This window comes from Sphingomonas bacterium (assembly GCF_903644055.1).
Classification (GTDB): Bacteria; Pseudomonadota; Alphaproteobacteria; order Sphingomonadales; family Sphingomonadaceae; genus Sphingomonas_I.
Genome location: NZ_CAHJXD010000125.1, coordinates 1 through 16,415, shown reverse-complemented (window position 1 = coordinate 16,415; position 16,415 = coordinate 1). Strand labels below are relative to the sequence as shown.

Here is a 16,415-nt window from a genome sequence, read left to right as displayed (position 1 = left end):
GGCCGATCAGAAGCTGCCGCCGTCCGGCATCCGGCCCGGCATCATCGAGGCGTTGAGATGCGCCATGATCCACAGGGAGCCCGCGAGCACCAGCCCGATGATCAGCGTGCCGAACGCGAGCGCCAGCACATTGTTGGTATGATCGGGGCCCGTCGAGATGTGCAGGAAGAAGACGAGGTGCACGCCGATCTGCGCGACCGCCAGCGCGAGCAGTGCTGCCGGGATGCCCGGCCCCCATACCGCGGTGCCGCCGGCGACGACGAAGCTCAGCCAAGTGAGCGTCGCCGCCATGCCGAGGCCGATGACATAGCTGATCGCGCCATGCTTGGCCTTGCCGCCGGGCGCGCCGTCATCGTCCTCGGTCTCCGGCGTTTCGGCGGTCATTGGCGCATCCCCAGGATGTAGACGACGGTGAAAAGCGCGACCCAGATGATGTCGAGCGCGTGCCAGAACAGCCCGAAACACAGCATCCGCCGCATGATCTGCGGCTTGAAGCCCTTGGCCCAGAGCTGCGCCATCATCGTGCCCAGCCACAGCAGGCCGACGGTGACGTGCGCGCCATGGCAGCCGACGAGCGTGAAGAAGGCCGAGAGAAAGGCGCTGCGCCCCGGCCCGGCGCCCTGGCCGACCATCGTCGCGAATTCGCGGAGCTCGAGGCCGAGAAAGGCGGTGCCGAGCAGGCCGGTCACCAGCAGCCAGGCCTGCGCGCGGAGCATATGCTCGCGTTCGGCGGCGATCGTCGCGAGCCCGCAGGCGAAGCTCGACAGCAGCAGGCAGGCGGTTTCGATCTGGACGTTGCGCAGATCGAAGAGCTGGCGCGGCCCGGGGCCGCCCGCCGTCTCCGGCGCGAGCACCGCATAGGCCGCGAACAGACCCGAAAACATCACGATGTCTGAAAGCAGGAAAATCCAGAAGCCGTAGCCGACGATCACGCGCTTCGAAGCGGGGCCGCCTTCGCCATGCCCGCGCGCCTGCGATGCACTGCCGGCGCGGCCGATCTTGTTGGGATCGCCGTTCGATGGCGCGGCATCGGCGCTCATGCGATCCGCTCCCGCCCGGAAAGCTGGTGGGCGCGGACGGCACGCGTGGCCCGATCGATCCGCGCGACCTCTTCGGCAGGGACGCGATACTCGCCCTCGTCGCGCCATGCGAAGACGACGAAGGTCGCGAAGGCGCCGACCAGCGCCGCCCCGACCAGCCACCAGATATGCCAGATCAGCGCGAACCCGCACACCGTGGCGAAGAAGGCGGTGACCACGCCGGTGGCGGTGTTGCGCGGCATCTCGATCGCCTCATAGTCGGGCTCGTCGGCGCTCTCCTGCTGATCGCGCGCCTGTTCCTTGGCCTGCCAATAGGCTTCCTGATCGTGGACGTCGGGCAGCAGCGCGAAATTGAACGCGGGCGGCGGCGAAGCGGTCGACCATTCCAGCGAGCGGCCGTCCCACGGATCGCCGGTCTCGTCCCGGCGACGATCGCGCGTGCGGATCGAATATACGAGCTGCACGATCTGGAACATCATCCCCAGCCCGATGATCGCGGCGCCAACGGCGGCGACGATCAGCCACGGATGCCAGGCGGCGACGTCGTAACGCTGCATCCGCCGCGTCATGCCGAGCAGACCCAGCACATAGAGCGGCATGAAGGCGACATAGAAGCCGACGATCCAGCACCAGAATGCGCATCTGCCCAGCCGCTCATCCAGCGTGAAGCCGAACGCCTTGGGAAACCAGTAATTATAGCCAGCGAACGCCCCGAACAGCACGCCGCCGATGATGACATTATGGAAATGCGCGACGAGGAACAGGCTGTTGTGCAGCACGAAGTCTACCGGCGGCACCGCCATCAGCACGCCCGTCATCCCGCCGATCACGAACGTCACCATGAAGGCGACCGACCACAGCATCGGCACCGAAAAGCGGATGCGGCCGCCGTACATGGTGAACAGCCAGTTGAAGACTTTCACGCCCGTCGGCACCGCGATGATCATCGTCGCGACGCCGAACACCGCGTTGACGTCGGCGCCCGCCCCCATCGTGAAAAAATGGTGCAGCCAGACCATGAAGGACAAGATGCAGATCGCCAGCGTCGCCGCGACCATCGATCGATAGCCGAACAGCGGCTTGCCCGAAAAGGTGGAGATCACCTCCGAGAAGATGCCGAACGCGGGCAGGATGAGGATATAGACCTCGGGATGCCCCCACGCCCAGATCAGGTTCATGAACATCATGGCGTTGCCGCCGCCGTCGTTCGTGAAGAAGTGGAAGCCGAGGTAGCGATCGAGGATCAGCATCGCCAGCGTCGCGGTCAGGATCGGAAAGGCGGCGACGATCAGCAGGTTGGAGGCAAGGCTCGTCCAGCAGAACACCGGCATCCGCAGATAGCCCATCCCCGGCGCGCGGATCTTGAGGATCGTGGTGACGAGGTTGATCCCGCTCATCAGCGTGCCGACGCCCGATATCTGGAGCGCCCAGAGATAATAATCGACGCCCACGTCGGGCGAGTAAGCCAGCTCCGAAAGCGGCGGATACGGCAGCCAGCCGGTTCGCGCGAAATTGCCGACGAGCAGCGACAAAGTGATCAGGAAGGCGCCGCTGGCGGTCAGCCAGAAGCTCACCGAATTGAGCGTGGGAAAGGCGACGTCGCGCGCGCCGAGCTGGAGCGGCACCGCGAAGTTCATCAGCCCGACGACGAAGGGCATCGCCACGAAGAAGATCATGATCGTCCCGTGCGCGGAAAAGACCTGGTCATAATGTTCGGGCGGCAGATAACCCGGCGAATTATAGGCCAGCGCCTGTTGCGAGCGCATCAGCACCGCGTCCGAAAAGCCGCGCAGCAACATGATCAGCGCGAGCAGGCAATACATCACGCCAATGCGCTTGTGATCGACGCTGGTGATCCATTCGGACCAGAGATACGGCACCCATCCCTTCCGCCATGCCAGAGCGGCGACGCCCAGCATCGCGATGGCGATGACCGCAGACACGGCCAGCGGGATCGGCTGATCGATCGGGACCGCCGCCCAGCTAAGCTTGCCGAACATCAGCGCCGCGCCGTCGCGACGGCGGGAGACGGCGGCGCATCGATCGTGTGCATCACGATGGCGTCGAACAGTTTCGGCACGACCGCGCGATAGGCATAAGGGGCTACCGCGCTGCTCGGCCGCGCGAGCGCCAGATAGGCGGATCGGTCCAGCAGCGGGCCCGCGCTCCTGGCATGCGCCACCCAGCCATCGAACGCCGCGGGCGGCACCGCATCGGCATCGAAACGCATGCCCGCGAAGCCGTCCCCGCTGAAGTGGGAGGATTGGCCGGGATAGCGCCCGACGCGATCGGCCTGGAGGTTGAGCTGGGTGGTCATGCCGTTCATCGTGTAGATCATGCTGCCGAGGCGCGGCACGAAGAAAGCGTTGAATACGCTCGCCGAGGTAAGGCGGAAATGCACCGGCCTGCCCACCGGCAGCACCAGCCGGTTGACGCTGGCGATCCCCGCTTCGGGATAGATGAACAGCCATTTCCAATCGAGCGAGACGACTTCGACCTCCAACGGTTTGGCCGGGGACGCCAGCGGCTTCGCGGGATCGAGCTCGTGCGCGCCGATCCAGGCGATGCCGCCGAGGAACAGCACCACCAGAAAGGGGATCCCCCAGATCATCGTTTCGATGCGGCCCGAATAGACGAAATCGGGCCGGTAGGTCGCGCGGCGGTTCGATGCGCGAAACCACCAGGCGATCCCCGCCGTGCCCAGGATCACCGGCACGACGACGCACAGCATGATGCCGACCGAATCGAACAGGATCGTCCGCTGCGCGCCGCCGACCGGCCCCACCGGATCGAGAACGCCGATGCCGCAGCCGCTCAGGGCGAGCGCGACGCCGGGCAGGAGGAGGCGCGCGGCAATGCCGACCAGATTAGGTCCGGTCCGACCCCGGCCCTGCCGATGCGCGTTCATCGCGGCCGCCCATGCACGTCGCGCCATTTCAGGTAAATAGCCGCCCTGCGTGCCGGGGCCAACGCCAATGCGGGCGATCCACGTCAAAGCCCCAAAATAACGACAGAATAGCTGCTGAACAGCCTTGACAGCATCTGCGGGGTATGTATCTGCCTGTGCAGGTAAAAAGCGAGTCGAAGATGGCTTACTTCACGATAGACGATTGTGCCGCGCGCTGTGCGCCGGGCCGGCTGATCCGGCGGATCGATAAGTTGATGGCAAGCTGGATCGAGGCCGACTTTCCGGCGGGCGACATCAATTTTTCGCAATGGGTCGCGCTGAAGCTGGTGCGCGACGGGCGCACGCGCAACCCCGGCGAGCTTGCGCGCGAACTCGGGCATACGACCGGCGCGGTGACGCGGCTGATCGACGGGCTGGAGCAGCGCGGGCTGCTGGCGCGCAATCGGGCGGGCGGTGATCGGCGGGTGGTTTCGCTGGTCATCACCGCGGAGGGGATCGACAAGGTCAATCTGCTCGCCCCGGCGGTCGTCGGCCCATGGAACGAGGTGTTCGCCGAATTCGATCGCGCCGAGTTCGAGGCACTGGTCGCCGGGCTCAGCCGGCTGCTCGCCGCCGTCGAACGCAAGGCCGGCGACGTCGAGGAGCTGGCGGCATGATCAGAGGATCGATCCTCGCCTGCGCCGCGGCCTCCTTGCTGGCGGGCTGCGCCAGCGTGCCGCGCGGCGATCCGCAGGTCGCGGTACTGGCGCCGGGCTCGCTCGGTCTTGCCGCGCAATCCCCGGCAATCGGCGCCGATTGGTGGAGCGCGTTCGGCGATCCGCAGCTCGATCGGCTGATCGAGGCCGGGCTGGCGAACAACCCGTCGCTCGAAACGGGCCTCGCCCGCGTACGGATCGCGACCGCGACGCTGGAGGCCGTGCGCGCCCAGCAGCAGCCGCAGATCAGCGGGCTGGCGACGGTGCAGGAATTGCGGGGGAGCGACAATTTCATCGGCGGGGGCGGCTGGTCGACCCTGGGCGTCGTCGGCGCGACGCTGAACTGGAACCTCGATCTGTTCGGGCGCCAGCGCGCCACGGTCGAACGGGCGCGCAGCGATGCCGTCGCGGCCGGGCTGGATGCCGCCGCCGCCAGGCTGATGATCGCCTCCTCGATCGCCCAGACCTATGTCGGGCTCGCGCAGGCGGAGCAGCAGATCCGGGTGGGGGCGCGCTTCGTGAAGACCCGGCAAGAAGCGCTCGGCTTCGTTCAGACGCGCATTCGCAACCAGCTTTCCAGCCAGTTCGATCTACGCACCGCGCAGACCCTGCTCGCCGAGGCGCAGCAATCGCGGGTGCGGGCGCTGCGCCAGCGCGCGCTGCTGGTGCACATGCTGGCGGCGCTCGTGGGGCGTGGCGCCGATTTCTATCCGGAGATCGCCGCCCCCGTGCTGGCGCTGGATCGGCCGCCGAGCGTGCCGCAACTGCTTCCCGCCGATCTGCTCGGCCGCCGCCCCGATCTTCTCGCGGGCCAGGCGCGGATCGATGCGAGCGTCGCCAATCGGCGGATCGCGCGCACCGCCTTTCTGCCCAACGTCAGTATCAGCGCGCTCGCGGGCCTGCTTTCCAGCGGGCTTTCCAACCTCTTCACGGCGAGCTCGGCGCAACTCGGCGGCGGCCCGGTGGTGACGTTGCCGATCTTCGACGGCGGCAAGCTGCGCGCGCAATATCGCGGCGCCACCGCCGATCTCGATCGCGCGGTCTCCTCCTACAATGATTCGGTGCTGACCGCCGTGCGCGAATCCGCCGACGCGATCACCAACGTGCGCTCGGCCGACGACGATCTGGCGCGGCAGGGGGAGGTGGTCTCGGGGCTGCGCGATACCGTGCGGCTCAACGGGGTCCGCACGCGTACCGGGCTCGGCACGCAGCTCGACGCGATCGAATCGGGGTTCCGCCTGCTCGAGGCCGAACAACAGCTCGTCGGGCTCCAGGCTGACGCGCTGAGCCGCCGCATCCAGCTCATCGCCGCGCTTGGCGGGGGCTTCGTCCCCGATCCCCCCGCGATCGCCGCCACCAGGACTCCGGACCCCAGATCATGAACGACAGCACGCACAAATTCGAAGGCAACGCGCCGGTGGTGATCGAGGATCTCTCTCCCGCCGAGACGATGACCCGCCCCGATACCGCGCCGCCACCAGCGCGCGCTCGTCCGCGCACGCGCCGCCGCGCCTTCATGATCCTCGGCGTGGTGGTGGTGTTGGGGGTGATCGCCTATCTGGTGTCGCGGCTGTTCGCGGCATCGGTGCAATCGACCGACGACGCTTATGTCGGCGGTGATGTCGTGGCGATCACCGCGCGCGAAAGCGGCACCGTGCTCGCGCTCAACGCCGACAATACGCAGCAGGTGACGCGCGGCCAGCCGCTGATCGAGCTGGACCCGGCGACGCAGGATATCGCGCTGGCCTCGGCCGAAGCCGATCTCGGGCGCGCGGTGCGGGCGGTGCGATCGGAGAATTCGGCGGTGGACGAAGCCGGGGCCGAGATCGCGCAGGCGCGGGCCTCGCTCGATCGCGCGCGCAACGATTATACGCGCCGCAAGGACGCCGCGCGCGAGGGAGCGGTCTCCGGCGAGGAGCTGGCGCACGCCGGCGATGCCGTGACCACCGCCGATGCCGCGCTGAGGCTCGCCCAGGCGCGCCGCGCGCAGGCCGCGAGCAGCGTTTCGGGGACGACGATTTCCGACAATCCCGCGGTGCTGGCGGCGATCGCCAACGTCCGCCGCGCCGCGATCGGCCGCAGCTATATGAAAATCTTCGCGCCGGTGACCGGCGTCGTCGCGCAACGCACCGTGCAGATCGGCCAGCGCGTGGCGGCGGGCACGCCGCTGATGGCGGTGGTGCCGCTCGACACGCTCTGGGTGGACGCCAATTTCCGCGAGACGCAGCTCCGGGATCTTCGCGTCGGCCAGCCGGTCGAGATCAAGGCGGACGTCTACGGCGGCAAGATCATCTTCCATGGCCGCCTGCTGGGGCTCGGCGCGGGCAGCGGCTCGGCTTTCTCGCTGTTGCCGCCGCAGAACGCGACGGGCAATTGGATCAAGATCGTCCAGCGCGTCCCCGTGCGCATCGCGCTCGATCCGCGCGAGCTGCGCGAGCATCCGCTGCGCATCGGGCTTTCGGTCAGCGCCAGGGTCGATACCTCCGATGAATCCGGATCGATGGTCGCGGCGAGCGCGCCGCCCGCCGGCGGGCGGCAGGCGAGCTTCGAAGGCAATGCGCAGGTCGACGCACGCATCCGCCGGATCATCGCGGAGAATCTCGGGCACGGCGCGTGAGCGGGCCCGGCGCGCCGGGGGCCGAACCGCCCCCGCTCGCCGGCCTGCCGCTGGCGATCACCGCGATGGCGCTGGCGTTCGGCACCTTCATGCAGGTGCTGGACGGCACGATCGCCAACGTCTCTCTGCCGACGATCGCGGGCAACCTCGGCGTTTCGACCGATAGCGGCACCTGGGTGATCACCTCGTTCGCCGTGGCCAACGGCGTGACGGTGCCGCTGACCGGCTGGCTGATGGCGCGCTTCGGCGTGGTGCGGACGTTCACCGTATCGGTCTTGGCCTTCACCTTCGCATCGCTGCTGTGCGGGATAGCGTGGGATCTGCCCTCGCTGATCGTCTTCCGGATCCTCCAAGGCGGCTGTTCGGGGCCGATGATCCCCGGCAGCCAGGCGCTGCTGCTGATGATCTTCCCGCCCGCCAAGCGCGGGTTGGCGCTCGCGATCTGGTCGATGACGACGCTCGCGGCGCCGGTCCTCGGCCCCCTGCTCGGGGGCTTCATCTCGGACAATTACCATTGGGGCTGGATTTTCCTGATCAACGTGCCGGTTGGGCTGACGACCGGCTGGCTCACCTGGCGTGCGCTCAAGACGCGCGATACGCCGACGCGGAAGCTGCCGATCGATACGGTCGGCCTGCTGCTGCTCGCCTTCTGGGTCTTCAGCCTTCAGGTGGTGCTCGATCTCGGCAAGAATTACGATTGGTTCAACAGCACGATGATCGTCATCCTCTCGATCTGCGCGGCAATCGGCTTCGTCGCATGGCTGATCTGGGAGCTGACCGAAGAGCATCCCGCCGTGGACCTGTCGCTGTTCCGCAGGCGCAATTTCGCGATCGCGACGCTGGCGCTGTGCCTCGGCTATGCGGTGATGTTCGGCAACAATCTGCTGTTTCCGCTGTGGCTGCAACAGGAGGTCGGCTACACGGCGAGCTGGGCGGGGCTAATCGCGGCGCCCTCGGGCTTCATCGCGATCATCGCGACGCCGATCTTCGGACGGATGCGCAACCTCGATCCGCGGATCCTCGCCTCGATCGCGTTCATGTCGTTCGCGGGCTCCTATTTCATGCGATCGCATTTCACCGCCGACGCCAGCTTCTGGGTGCTGATGATGCCGCAACTTTTGCAGGGCGTCGGAATGGCGATCTTCTTCGTGCCGCTGCTGACGATCATGCTGGACGGGATTCCGGCGCAGCAGGTGCCTGCGGCGAGCGGCATATCGAACTTCGCGCGGATCACGACGGGCAGCTTCTCCGCCTCGCTCATCACGACTTTCTGGACGCAGCGGGAAACGCTCCATCAGACACGGCTGGTGGAAGCGACCAATCCCTATTCGCCGGTCTATCAGCAGGCGATGAGCCAGATGCAGGCGCACGGGATGACCGCCGAGCAGGCCAACGGATCGATCATGCGCACGATCATCAACCAATCCTATCTGCTCGCCTCGACCGAGCTGTTCTGGATCAGCGCATGGCTGGTGTTGGCGATGATCGGGGTGGTGTGGCTCACGCGGCGCGCGGCGCCGACGACGCATGTGGTGGCGGCGGACTGAGCGGTGCCCCTTCGCCGCGCCGCATCGCTATTGTAGGTTGAAGCGATGAGACGCATTCGGACCAGCCGCCCATGACCGCGCTCTATGCCGGGATCGAGGCGGGCGGCACGAAATTCCTGCTCGGCGTGGGATCGGCGCGCGAGGGATCGCGCGTCACCCGGCGCATTCCGACGCGCGATCCCGACGCGACCTTCGCGGAGGCCCGCGCCTTCTTCGCCGAACATGCCCCGCCCGGTGGATATGCCGGCGCGGGCATCGCCAGCTTCGGCCCCGTCGATCTCGATCGGGGATCGCCGAGCTACGGGCGCGTCCTCAAGACGCCCAAGATCGCCTGGCGTGACGCCGATCTGCTCGCGCCGATGCGCGCGATCTTCCCGGGCGCGATCGGGCTGGATACCGATGTCAACGCCGCGGCGCTCGCCGAGGCGACGCTGGGCGCGGGGCACGGTCGGGGGAGCGACCTTGCCTATGTGACGGTCGGCACGGGCATCGGGGTCGGCATCGTGATCGCGGGCGCGCCGCTGCACGGGACGCTGCATCCCGAGGCGGGCCATATCTTCGTCCGCCGTCACGCGGCGCTGGGCGATTTCGCGGGCGTCTGCCCCACGCACGGCGACTGCCTCGAGGGGATCGCCTCGGGCGGCGCGATCGCGGCGCGCTGGGGCGCCGGGCTCGATGCCTTGCCCGCCGATCATCCCGCATGGGCCGTGGAGGCCGAGCATATCGCGCAATTGTGCGCCAATCTGCTGCTGACGCTTTCGCCGGGAACGATCGTGCTCGGCGGCGGCGTTATGACCCAGCAGGCCCTGTTCGCGCCGATACGCGCGCGGACCGCGGCTTTGATCGGCGGCTATGTCCGCGATGCCCACGAGGCCGCGCTCCAGCAGCGGATCGCCGCGCCTGCCTGCCGCGAAGCGCCGGGGCTGATCGGCGCCTATCTTCTCGCCGAGCGCGCTGGCTAGCGCGTTGCTTTCGTTCCGTTTACGGATAGCCTGGTGCGTCCGGGCGCGCGGAACGGAGACGCATCCTGTCGCAGACGCAGACCGATAATCACGATAGCGCGCCTTCTTCGGTAGAGGGGGGGCCCGTCGATATCACCGCCTGCGATCGCGAGCCGATCCATATCCCGGGCGCGATCCAGCCGCACGGATTGCTGCTGATCGCCGACGCCAGGACGAGGACCGTGACCGGCGCGGCGGGCGATGTGGATGAGCGACTGACGCCGGTATGGGTCGGGCGGCGGCTGGACGAGCTGCTGGCGCAGGACATCACACCCCTGCTGCCGCTGGCCGAGCCCGGCGTGGTCGTTCCGCTCGCCACCGTGCCGGGGCGCTCCGAGAATCTGGGCGGCTTTCTGCACATCGCCGATGGCTGCATCGTCGTGGAACTGGAGCCTGTGCGCGAAGCGCCGCCTTCCGCCGCGCAGGTCCTCGCCAAGCTCGATCGCGCGGCGGCGGCCTTCGAACGTAGCAGCGACCTCAAATCCCTGTGCGAACGCGCGGCGCCGATCTTTCGCGAGCTGACCGGCTTCGATCGGGTGATGATCTACCGCTTCCTGGACGACGGCGCGGGGCTGGTGATCGCGGAGGACAAAGCGGAAGGGCTCCACGCTTTCCTGAACCACCATTTTCCGGCGACCGACATTCCACGCCAGGCACGCGCGCTCTATGTACGCAATCGCATCCGCGTGATCCCCGACGTCGATTATGCGCCCGTGCCGATCCTCCCCACCGAAGTCGCGCAGATCAATCTCGGCGACGTCGGCATCCGCAGCGTATCGCCGATCCACATCCAATATCTCAGGAACATGGGCGTGCGCGCCTCCGCCTCGATCTCGATCGTCCGGGACGGGCTGCTCTGGGGCCTGATCGCCTGCCATCATATGCGCCCGAGGGAATTGCCCTACGAAGTACGCGCCGCCTGTACGGCGCTGGCGGGCGGGCTCGCGCGCCAGATCCGCGCGAAGGAGGAGGCCGAAACCTATCGCGAACGCATCCGCCTGCGATCGGCGGAAGACGCGATCCTTTCGCGCGTCAGCCCGGAGGAGGATTTCGAGCATTTCATCGAGGCGATGGGCGAGGATCTTTGCCGGATGCTCGGAAGCGACGGTTTCGCGGCGATCCAGGGGTCGCGGATCATCACCGCGGGGCGCTGTCCGGCAGGCGCCGATCTGCTGGACCTCGCGCGGTGGGTCCAGCCCCGGTTGCAGGCCGAGACCTTCGCGACGCGCGATCTTTCCGCGCAACATCCACCCGCCGCCGCTTATGCCGATCTGGCGAGCGGCGTGCTGGCGATCGCGATCGCCAGGGAGGCGCCGATGACGATGATCTGGCTGCGCGCCGAAGAGCGCGAGATCGTCGAATGGGCGGGCAATCCGCACAAGGGCGCCAGCGCCGATCCCGACGCGATCCTCACCCCGCGCAAATCCTTCGCGGCGTGGTGCGAGGAGGTAGGCGGGCGATCGCGCGCGTGGACGCTTTCGGAAGTCGAGGCGGCGGGGCGGCTGCGGCGGCATCTGTTCGAGGCGCGCCAGAGCCGCCGGCTGCGCGAGCTCAACCGCGAGCTTTCGGCAACGATTTCGGACAAGGAGGCGCTGCTCCACCAAAAGGATCATCTGCTGCGCGAGGTCAACCACCGCGTGCAGAACAGCCTGCAACTGGTGCAGGCCTTTCTCGCGCTGCAAGAGCGCGCGGCCACCGAAAGCGATTCCGCCGCGACCCTGCGCGAGGCGCAGCGCCGCATTTCGGCGGTCGCGCTGGTCCATCGCCGGCTCTATCAGGCCGATCAGGTCGAGACCGTCGATCTCGCGCGCTATCTTGAGGATCTGGCCGGCGAGATCCGCGATTCGATGGGATCGGAATGGGAGGACGCGCTGGCGCTCGATCTCGCGCCGATCCTGATCTCGGCCGATCGCGCGGTGAACGTCGGGCTGATCCTCACCGAGCTGGTGATCAACGCCAACAAATATGCCTATGGCGGCGGCGGCGGGCCGATTTCGATCACGCTGGAGCCCTATCGGAACCAGTTCCGCCTGATCGTCGCCGACCGGGGCACGGGCAAGACGCGGACGCGCGAGGGCTTCGGCACGCGGATGATGAACGCGATGGTCCAGCGGCTGGACGGCACGATCGAACAATCGGACAATCTGCCCGGGCTGCGGGTGATCGTCTGCGCGCCGGCGGACGGAATCTGACGGCGCCTGGAATCTATCCTGTTCCAAGCCGAACCGTCACCCCGGATTTAGGTGGGGTTTGCCGCGTGGGCATAGAGCGCGAAGACGCGGTCGGCGGCTGCGGTCGCGCGATCCAGCCAGGCCCCGCCGCCCGCCTGCGCGGCGGAATCGAGCGCGGTGCTGAACGCGCGCCATTCTCCGGCCAGATGCGCGGCGGAGAGATAGGCGCGCGGCAGGCTTTCGGGCACGCTGCGCGCCAGCATCGCGCCGCCGAGCCGCGAGCCTTCGATCACATAGGCATAGCCGAATGCCTCCGCCTGGTCGGCCGGCAGGGGAAGGCCAAGCGGCTGCGGCAGCGCTTCGCCCAAAGCGGCGAGATCCTGCCGCAGCAAATCGGTCCGGGGGCGAAGCGCCGGCAGCCCGGAGGCGCCTTCCAGCGCGCGTTCGACCGCGGGAAGCGCGCGCGCGTGCGCCGTGAGGAAGGCGGCGTAGCCGGCGCGGTCGGAAAGATCGAAGCCGCCGAAGCGGCTGTCGACCTCTTCGTGTCGCCGGGCGGTGGCGGCGCGGAGCGCTACATGCGCGGAGGAAGGGCCGGCCATGCCGCCGCGATGCCCGCGCTCAGCGGCCGCGTCCAGGCTCCTCCTGTAGCGCGTCGATCCGCTTGGAGGCTTCGGCCTTGGTCAGCGTCTCGTCATATTCCTCGCCCGCCTCGTCGCTGAGCGTCTTGAGGTAGGAGGCCTGCGCGCCGGTCATCGGCTCGTCGCCGGTCGTCCAGTCGTCGGGGTCCTTCTCGGCATTCGAGGCGGGATGGGTCTTGGGATTGTCCGTCATCGCTGGTCTCCTTCGCCATTCCAACAAAGTTGTTCTTTTTTCGTTCCGATCGTCTCAAAGGTCTGGCGGATCGGCGCGGGCGCTCTATCTTGAAGACATGCCGCCGATCGCCGCCACGACCGCCAAGCCGCAGGCAGGCTTCTCCTCGCTCCGCCGTTTCCTCCCCTATCTCTGGCCGCAGGACAACGCGCGGCTCAAGGCGCGGATCACGGGCGCATTGCTGCTCGTGCTCTGTTCGAAGATCGTCCAGGTCTATGGCGCGCCGTTCGCGTTGCAGGGCGCGGTCGACGGTATGGCAAGGGGCGACCGCAGCGCGACCGTGCTGATCCTGCTGCTCGCGATCGGCTATGCCGCCGCGCGCTTCGGCACGACCATGTTCGACAATCTGCGCAACGTGGTGTTCGAGCGCGTCGGCCAGGAGGCGACGCAGAATCTCGCCGCCGCGGTGTTCCGCCATCTCCACCGGCTCTCGCTGCGCTTCCATCTCGAGCGGCGCACGGGCGCCGTCACCAAGGTGATCGAGCGCGGCACCAAGAGCATCGACACGATGCTTTACTTCCTGCTGTTCAACATTGCGCCGACCGTGCTTGAGCTGGCGCTGGTGATCCAGATCTTCTGGGTGAAGTTCGGTCTGCCGATGGTCGCGGCGACGGTGGTGATGGTCGCGCTCTACATCGTCTTCACGCGGATCGTGACCGATTGGCGCGCGGCGCTGCGCGAGCGGATGAACGATCTCGACACCGGCGCGGTGGCGCATGCGGTGGATTCGCTGCTCAATTTCGAGACGGTCAAATATTTCAACGCCGAAGAGCGCGAAGCGACGCGCTACACCAAGGCGGTGACCGCTTATGCCAATGCCGCGGTGACCAGCGAGAATTCACTGGCATGGCTCAACATCGGACAGGCGGCGATCACCAATCTGATGCTGGGCGGCGGGATGGCGCTGGTGGTGTGGGGGTGGAGCGAGGGGCGGTTCACGCCGGGCGCGGTGGTGCTGGTGAGCACCTTGCTCGCGCAATTGTTCCGCCCGCTCGACCTGCTCGGCATGGTCTATCGCACGATCCGCCAGGGGCTGATCGACATGGAGGCGATGTTCGCGCTGATCGATACGCGGCAGGAGATCACCGATGTGCCCGGCGCGCCCGCGCTGGCGACGCGGGGCGGGGTGGTGCGTTTCGAGCATGTCGATTTCGCCTACGATCCCGAGCGCAAGATCCTCCACGACGTCGACTTCACGCTGCCGGCCGGGCGGACGCTGGCGGTGGTCGGCTCGTCCGGGGCGGGCAAATCGACGCTCGCGCGGCTGCTGTTCCGTTTCTACGACGTCAACGGCGGGCGGATCACGATCGACGGGCAGGATATTCGTAGCGTCACGCAGGATTCGCTCCGCCGTGCGATCGGCATCGTGCCCCAGGATACCGTGCTGTTCAACGACACGATCGGCTACAATATCGCCTATGGCCGCGACGGGGCGACGCAAGGCGAGGTCGAGGCGGCGGCGCGGGGGGCCGCGATCCACGATTTCATCGCCTCGCTGCCCGATGGCTACAGGACGCGCGTCGGCGAGCGCGGCCTCAAGCTTTCGGGCGGAGAGAAGCAGCGCGTGGCGATCGCGCGGACCCTGCTGAAGGACCCGACCGTCCTGATCCTCGACGAGGCGACGAGCGCGCTCGACAGCCGCACCGAGGCCGAGATCCAGGAAACGCTCCAGGGAGTCGCAAGAGCGCGCACGACGATCATCATCGCGCACCGCCTCTCGACGATCGCGCACGCCGACCAGATCGCGGTGATGGAAGCCGGCCGCATCATCGAGCGCGGCACGCACGCGCAATTGCTGGCGCAGGGCGGCGCCTATGCGGAGATGTGGCTGCGCCAGCAGGCCGAGGAGGAAGAGGAGCAGGTCGCGGCGGAATGATGTGCTGCCCGCGCGTACGCTGGAGGGAGATTGATGTCGCCGCCCGCTCCGCTACAGCAAATTCTTATCCCGTATAAAGCAAGGCGCTTCCATGATCCGCACGCTGATGCTCGCTTCCACGATCCTCGCCGCCGCGCCTGCCTCTACGCAGGCGCTTCCCGCCGCCAACCCGTTCGCGCGGGCCTCGACGCTTCCCTATCAGGCGCCGCCGTTCGATCGGATCACCGACGCGGACTATAAGCCCGCGATCGAGGCCGGCATGGCCGACAGCCTCGCCGCGGTGCGCACGATCGCCGACGATCCCGCCGCGTCGACGTTCGACAACGTGATCGTCGCGATGGAACGCCAGGGGCGGTTGCTGGCGCGCGCGCAGGCGGCGTTCGGACAGGTGACGCAAGCGAACACCAATCCGACGCTCGGCTATCAAACACCAGCCGAAATATTCCATCCGTTGCACTTCGAATGTGAATCCACAGGGGTCGCGTCTGCTTGGCCGACGCTGAGGAAGAACCCCGGCTCTATGCCGGGGTGACGTTTCAGCTTGGAACAGGACAGCTTCTAACGTCCGGAAGCTGACACTGCGGCTGATCTCCCATATGGGAGATGGATGGCGCTTACCCGCAGCGATGAAGATGAACTGCTGACGGCAATCCACGAAGGTCATCGCGAGACGCCGCCGTGGTCGACCTTCCTTGCCCGGTTGCGCCGCCGGCTTCGCGCCGATCGAGCGATCCTGCTAACCGGCGCGAACGGACAGGCGGTCCACGTCTGGCAGGCGGGGCGACCGGAGGAGGTGCCCGGCGCCATCGGATCGCGCGATGCCGAAATCCTCGCGGGGCTGCGGATCGGGCGCCGCTATTCGCTCGCCGAGCTGCGCGAACGCGACCCGCGCCATCCTCCCGACCCCTATCCGTCCGACGGCATGTTCCTCCGCGTCTGCGAGCCCGGCGGGGTTTTCCTCTGCACCTTCCTTCTGCGCCGGCGCGGCGCCTTTTCGAGCGCGGACGGCGCCGTGCTGACCGCGATCGCGCCGCATCTCATGATCGCGCTGGGCAATTTCGTCCTGCTCGACCGCGAGCGTCTGCGCGCGGCGATCGGCGAGCGGATACTGGAGCAGGCGGGGCTGCGCTGGTTCGGGATCGATGCGGCGGGCGCCGTCGAGATGTCATCGCCCGCGCGAGCGGCGCCCGGCCGCGAGGAGGATGAGGACCGGGCCTGCTCCGGCGCGCCGAACTCCGTGCGGCTCGATTCGGTCCTTCACGCCATCCGCGGGGTGCCGGCGGCAGGATCGCCGGGCGGATCGGACGCCGCCGTGCTTCTGTCGCCGCCGCGGCAGACCGCGCTGGTGACGCCGCCGGAGCGCCTCGCCGTGATGCGCACGCATAGTCGCGGCGGCCAGCGCAGGGCGGCACTGCTGATCGAGATGTTCGGCCTGACCGAAAGCGAGGCCAAATTGGCGATCGCGCTGGCCGACGGCCGGACGATCGCCGAGGCGGCCGCCGGGCTCGGCCTGACGATCGAGACCGCGCGCAACTATTCCAAGCGCGTCTATGCCAAGACGAACACGCGCGGCCAGGTCGATCTGGTGCGGCGCGTGATCGAAAGCGTCGCCTGGCTGGCGTGAGAGCTTGGCCTGGCGAGGGTGGCCAGTCCCCGGCGCTTATCCTGTCGTCGCCCCCCCCCCCCCCCC

Annotated in this window: 15 protein-coding genes; 9 read left to right on the top strand and 6 right to left on the bottom strand. The window is 67.8% G+C overall.

Annotated features, from left to right (window positions below):
* Positions 1-6: 6 nt before the first annotated feature.
* Genes cyoD through cyoA form a run of 4 tightly spaced genes read right to left on the bottom strand, consistent with a single transcriptional unit; the run spans position 7 to position 3,948 of the window.
* Positions 7-384 (bottom strand): cytochrome o ubiquinol oxidase subunit IV, encoded by a 378-nt coding sequence (cyoD, locus tag HUU94_RS05360; protein WP_174274068.1) that lies wholly within the window; start codon positions 382-384, stop codon positions 7-9.
* Positions 381-1,040 (bottom strand): cytochrome o ubiquinol oxidase subunit III, encoded by a 660-nt coding sequence (cyoC, locus tag HUU94_RS05355; RefSeq protein ID WP_174274067.1) that lies wholly within the window; start codon positions 1,038-1,040, stop codon positions 381-383. The genes cyoD and cyoC overlap by 4 nt, the downstream gene beginning before the upstream one ends.
* A complete protein-coding gene (cyoB, locus tag HUU94_RS05350) occupies positions 1,037-3,040 on the bottom strand; it encodes a cytochrome o ubiquinol oxidase subunit I (protein ID WP_174274066.1) in 2,004 nt (667 codons plus the stop codon). The genes cyoC and cyoB overlap by 4 nt, the downstream gene beginning before the upstream one ends.
* Positions 3,040-3,948 carry a ubiquinol oxidase subunit II gene (cyoA, locus tag HUU94_RS05345; protein ID WP_174274065.1) on the bottom strand — a complete coding sequence of 303 codons (909 nt, stop codon included), beginning with the start codon at positions 3,946-3,948 and terminating at the stop codon, positions 3,040-3,042. Before cyoA ends, cyoB begins: the two co-directional genes overlap by 1 nt.
* 179 nt (positions 3,949-4,127) lie before the next feature.
* On the opposite strand from cyoA, the gene HUU94_RS05340 reads away from it, so the two are divergent.
* From HUU94_RS05340 to HUU94_RS05315, 6 genes are all read left to right on the top strand, one after another.
* Entirely contained in the window at positions 4,128-4,604 is a 477-nt protein-coding gene (locus tag HUU94_RS05340; RefSeq protein ID WP_174274064.1) for a MarR family winged helix-turn-helix transcriptional regulator, read from the top strand.
* Positions 4,601-6,025, top strand: coding sequence for an efflux transporter outer membrane subunit (locus HUU94_RS05335; protein WP_174274063.1), 1,425 nt, complete (start codon positions 4,601-4,603; stop codon positions 6,023-6,025). The genes HUU94_RS05340 and HUU94_RS05335 overlap by 4 nt, the downstream gene beginning before the upstream one ends.
* Positions 6,022-7,260 (top strand): efflux RND transporter periplasmic adaptor subunit, encoded by a 1,239-nt coding sequence (locus HUU94_RS05330; RefSeq protein ID WP_438827107.1) that lies wholly within the window; start codon positions 6,022-6,024, stop codon positions 7,258-7,260. Before HUU94_RS05335 ends, HUU94_RS05330 begins: the two co-directional genes overlap by 4 nt.
* Positions 7,261-7,325: 65 nt before the next feature.
* Positions 7,326-8,807 carry a DHA2 family efflux MFS transporter permease subunit gene (locus tag HUU94_RS05325; protein WP_174274084.1) on the top strand — a complete coding sequence of 494 codons (1,482 nt, stop codon included), beginning with the start codon at positions 7,326-7,328 and terminating at the stop codon, positions 8,805-8,807.
* Positions 8,808-8,878: 71 nt separating this feature from the next.
* Complete coding sequence (locus HUU94_RS05320) at positions 8,879-9,769, top strand: ROK family protein (RefSeq protein ID WP_174274062.1); 891 nt, start codon at positions 8,879-8,881, stop codon at positions 9,767-9,769.
* A gap of 62 nt (positions 9,770-9,831) precedes the next feature.
* Positions 9,832-12,000: a histidine kinase dimerization/phosphoacceptor domain -containing protein gene (locus HUU94_RS05315; RefSeq protein ID WP_368039844.1), complete on the top strand. Its 2,169-nt coding sequence runs from the start codon at positions 9,832-9,834 to the stop codon at positions 11,998-12,000.
* Positions 12,001-12,047: 47 nt separating this feature from the next.
* Here the strand turns inward: HUU94_RS05315 and HUU94_RS05310 are convergent, their stop codons facing one another.
* Entirely contained in the window at positions 12,048-12,578 is a 531-nt protein-coding gene (locus tag HUU94_RS05310; RefSeq protein ID WP_174274061.1) for a biliverdin-producing heme oxygenase, read from the bottom strand.
* A 19-nt stretch (positions 12,579-12,597) separates the two neighbouring features.
* Positions 12,598-12,810 (bottom strand): DUF3072 domain-containing protein, encoded by a 213-nt coding sequence (locus HUU94_RS05305; protein ID WP_174274060.1) that lies wholly within the window; start codon positions 12,808-12,810, stop codon positions 12,598-12,600.
* 97 nt (positions 12,811-12,907) lie between these two features.
* Here HUU94_RS05305 and HUU94_RS05300 point away from each other — a divergent pair, with 97 nt between their 5' ends.
* From HUU94_RS05300 to HUU94_RS05290, 3 genes are all read left to right on the top strand, one after another.
* Complete coding sequence (locus HUU94_RS05300) at positions 12,908-14,725, top strand: ABCB family ABC transporter ATP-binding protein/permease (RefSeq protein ID WP_174274059.1); 1,818 nt, start codon at positions 12,908-12,910, stop codon at positions 14,723-14,725.
* Positions 14,726-14,816: 91 nt separating this feature from the next.
* Positions 14,817-15,257, top strand: coding sequence for a hypothetical protein (locus HUU94_RS05295; RefSeq protein ID WP_174274058.1), 441 nt, complete (start codon positions 14,817-14,819; stop codon positions 15,255-15,257).
* Positions 15,258-15,332: 75 nt separating this feature from the next.
* Positions 15,333-16,349: a helix-turn-helix transcriptional regulator gene (locus HUU94_RS05290; RefSeq protein WP_174274057.1), complete on the top strand. Its 1,017-nt coding sequence runs from the start codon at positions 15,333-15,335 to the stop codon at positions 16,347-16,349.
* Positions 16,350-16,415: the final 66 nt, after the last annotated feature.

What these genes read in the sequence shown, in the direction of transcription:
- HUU94_RS05325 (WP_174274084.1), top strand. Translation starts at nt 7,326, where the DNA reads ATGGCGCTGGCGTTCGGCACCTTCATGCAGGTGCTGGACGGCACGATC.
- HUU94_RS05300 (WP_174274059.1), top strand. Translation starts at nt 12,908, where the DNA reads ATGCCGCCGATCGCCGCCACGACCGCCAAGCCGCAGGCAGGCTTCTCC.
- HUU94_RS05310 (WP_174274061.1), bottom strand. Translation starts at nt 12,578, where the DNA reads ATGGCCGGCCCTTCCTCCGCGCATGTAGCGCTCCGCGCCGCCACCGCC.
- cyoB (WP_174274066.1), bottom strand. Translation starts at nt 3,040, where the DNA reads ATGTTCGGCAAGCTTAGCTGGGCGGCGGTCCCGATCGATCAGCCGATC.
- cyoC (WP_174274067.1), bottom strand. Translation starts at nt 1,040, where the DNA reads ATGAGCGCCGATGCCGCGCCATCGAACGGCGATCCCAACAAGATCGGC.
- cyoD (WP_174274068.1), bottom strand. Translation starts at nt 384, where the DNA reads ATGACCGCCGAAACGCCGGAGACCGAGGACGATGACGGCGCGCCCGGC.
- HUU94_RS05295 (WP_174274058.1), top strand. Translation starts at nt 14,817, where the DNA reads ATGATCCGCACGCTGATGCTCGCTTCCACGATCCTCGCCGCCGCGCCT.
- HUU94_RS05320 (WP_174274062.1), top strand. Translation starts at nt 8,879, where the DNA reads ATGACCGCGCTCTATGCCGGGATCGAGGCGGGCGGCACGAAATTCCTG.
- cyoA (WP_174274065.1), bottom strand. Translation starts at nt 3,948, where the DNA reads ATGAACGCGCATCGGCAGGGCCGGGGTCGGACCGGACCTAATCTGGTC.
- HUU94_RS05330 (WP_438827107.1), top strand. Translation starts at nt 6,022, where the DNA reads ATGAACGACAGCACGCACAAATTCGAAGGCAACGCGCCGGTGGTGATC.
- HUU94_RS05305 (WP_174274060.1), bottom strand. Translation starts at nt 12,810, where the DNA reads ATGACGGACAATCCCAAGACCCATCCCGCCTCGAATGCCGAGAAGGAC.
- HUU94_RS05335 (WP_174274063.1), top strand. Translation starts at nt 4,601, where the DNA reads ATGATCAGAGGATCGATCCTCGCCTGCGCCGCGGCCTCCTTGCTGGCG.
- HUU94_RS05290 (WP_174274057.1), top strand. Translation starts at nt 15,333, where the DNA reads ATGGCGCTTACCCGCAGCGATGAAGATGAACTGCTGACGGCAATCCAC.
- HUU94_RS05340 (WP_174274064.1), top strand. Translation starts at nt 4,128, where the DNA reads ATGGCTTACTTCACGATAGACGATTGTGCCGCGCGCTGTGCGCCGGGC.